This window comes from Elstera litoralis, from assembly GCF_000963705.1.
Lineage (GTDB): Bacteria > Pseudomonadota > Alphaproteobacteria > Elsterales > Elsteraceae > Elstera > Elstera litoralis.
Window position 1 is genome coordinate 1 of the sequence record NZ_LAJY01000831.1, and the last position, 993, is coordinate 993.

Below are 993 nucleotides of genomic sequence, written 5' to 3' on the forward strand. Positions count from 1 at the left end.
AGAAGGCCTGCGCCAGCCGATTGAAGGTCAGGCACTTCAGCGTCATCCGCCCGCGCGTGGTTCGAATAACATGCGCGAGCAGCGCGCTGCCGATCCCGCGCCCTTGCGCCTTGCGGTCGATATAGAGCGAATGCAAAAACGCACTCTGAAGATAGACCGAGGCAAAGCCGACCGGCTGCGCGCCACTTTCGGCGAGCCAGACGAGTTCGCCTTGCGTATCGCGATGAAAATCTTCGAACTTGAAGCTTTCAGCGGGCACCCAGCTAAAAGTTTCGCGCCGAACCTCTAAATAGAGATCGGCAAGCACTGGGTAATCGCGTAGTTCCGCCCTGCGAATTTTGATTTCCGAGGGCGGAGGCCTTGTCCTGGAAGAGGGGGAGCTTCCGGTTTGGGACAAAATTAGCCTACGAAATTGCGCGCAAATTCATCAGCAATTTGCTTCGAGGCAAAGCTGAATTCATACGTCACCGATGCGGGGGACACGTCGACGCGGCTCATGTACTGCGCATCGCGGATTTCGAGCCATTCGCCCAGGGTCGTTTCGTCTGCGGTCGCTTCAGGAATACGCACCAAAAAAGGAAAGTCCGTCATGCCAGCCTCCAAGTCTATCGGCCCTCGGGTCGGTTTTGACTACCGCCTCTCACTCATCTAACGGGGATGGTCCCACAGATCGATTACCGAACGGTAAAGACATTTGAAGAGAATTGAGTGAAATTAGGTAGTATTAATTCGGCGTTCCAGCARKTTTGCGTGACCGGATGCGTGGGGCGCGCAATCTCGGCGGTTGGGCCAAGCTCTACACGCCGCCCTTCGGCCATCACCAACACCCGATCCGCCACCGCCCGCACCGCCAGCAGGTTATGGGAAATGAACAGAATCGCCAGCCGATGCCGAGTGCGAAGCTCTCCTAAAAAGTGCCAGAATCTGCGCCTGAACCGAAAGGTCGAGCGCCGAGGTTGGTTCGTCGGCGATCAGCAGGCGCGGGTTCGGCAT

Annotated in this window: 2 protein-coding genes; both read right to left on the reverse strand. The window is 57.1% G+C overall.

The genetic code is table 11. The annotated features are described in order from the left end of the window. Positions 1–307 (reverse strand): GNAT family N-acetyltransferase (locus VZ95_RS20050; protein ID WP_156995460.1); only part of this gene is annotated, 307 nt, incomplete at its 3' end. 92 nt (positions 308–399) lie between these two features. Next, on the reverse strand, positions 400–591 hold the full coding sequence (locus VZ95_RS20055; protein WP_045775811.1) for a hypothetical protein: 192 nt from the start codon (positions 589–591) through the stop codon (positions 400–402). Positions 592–993 lie beyond the last annotated feature (402 nt).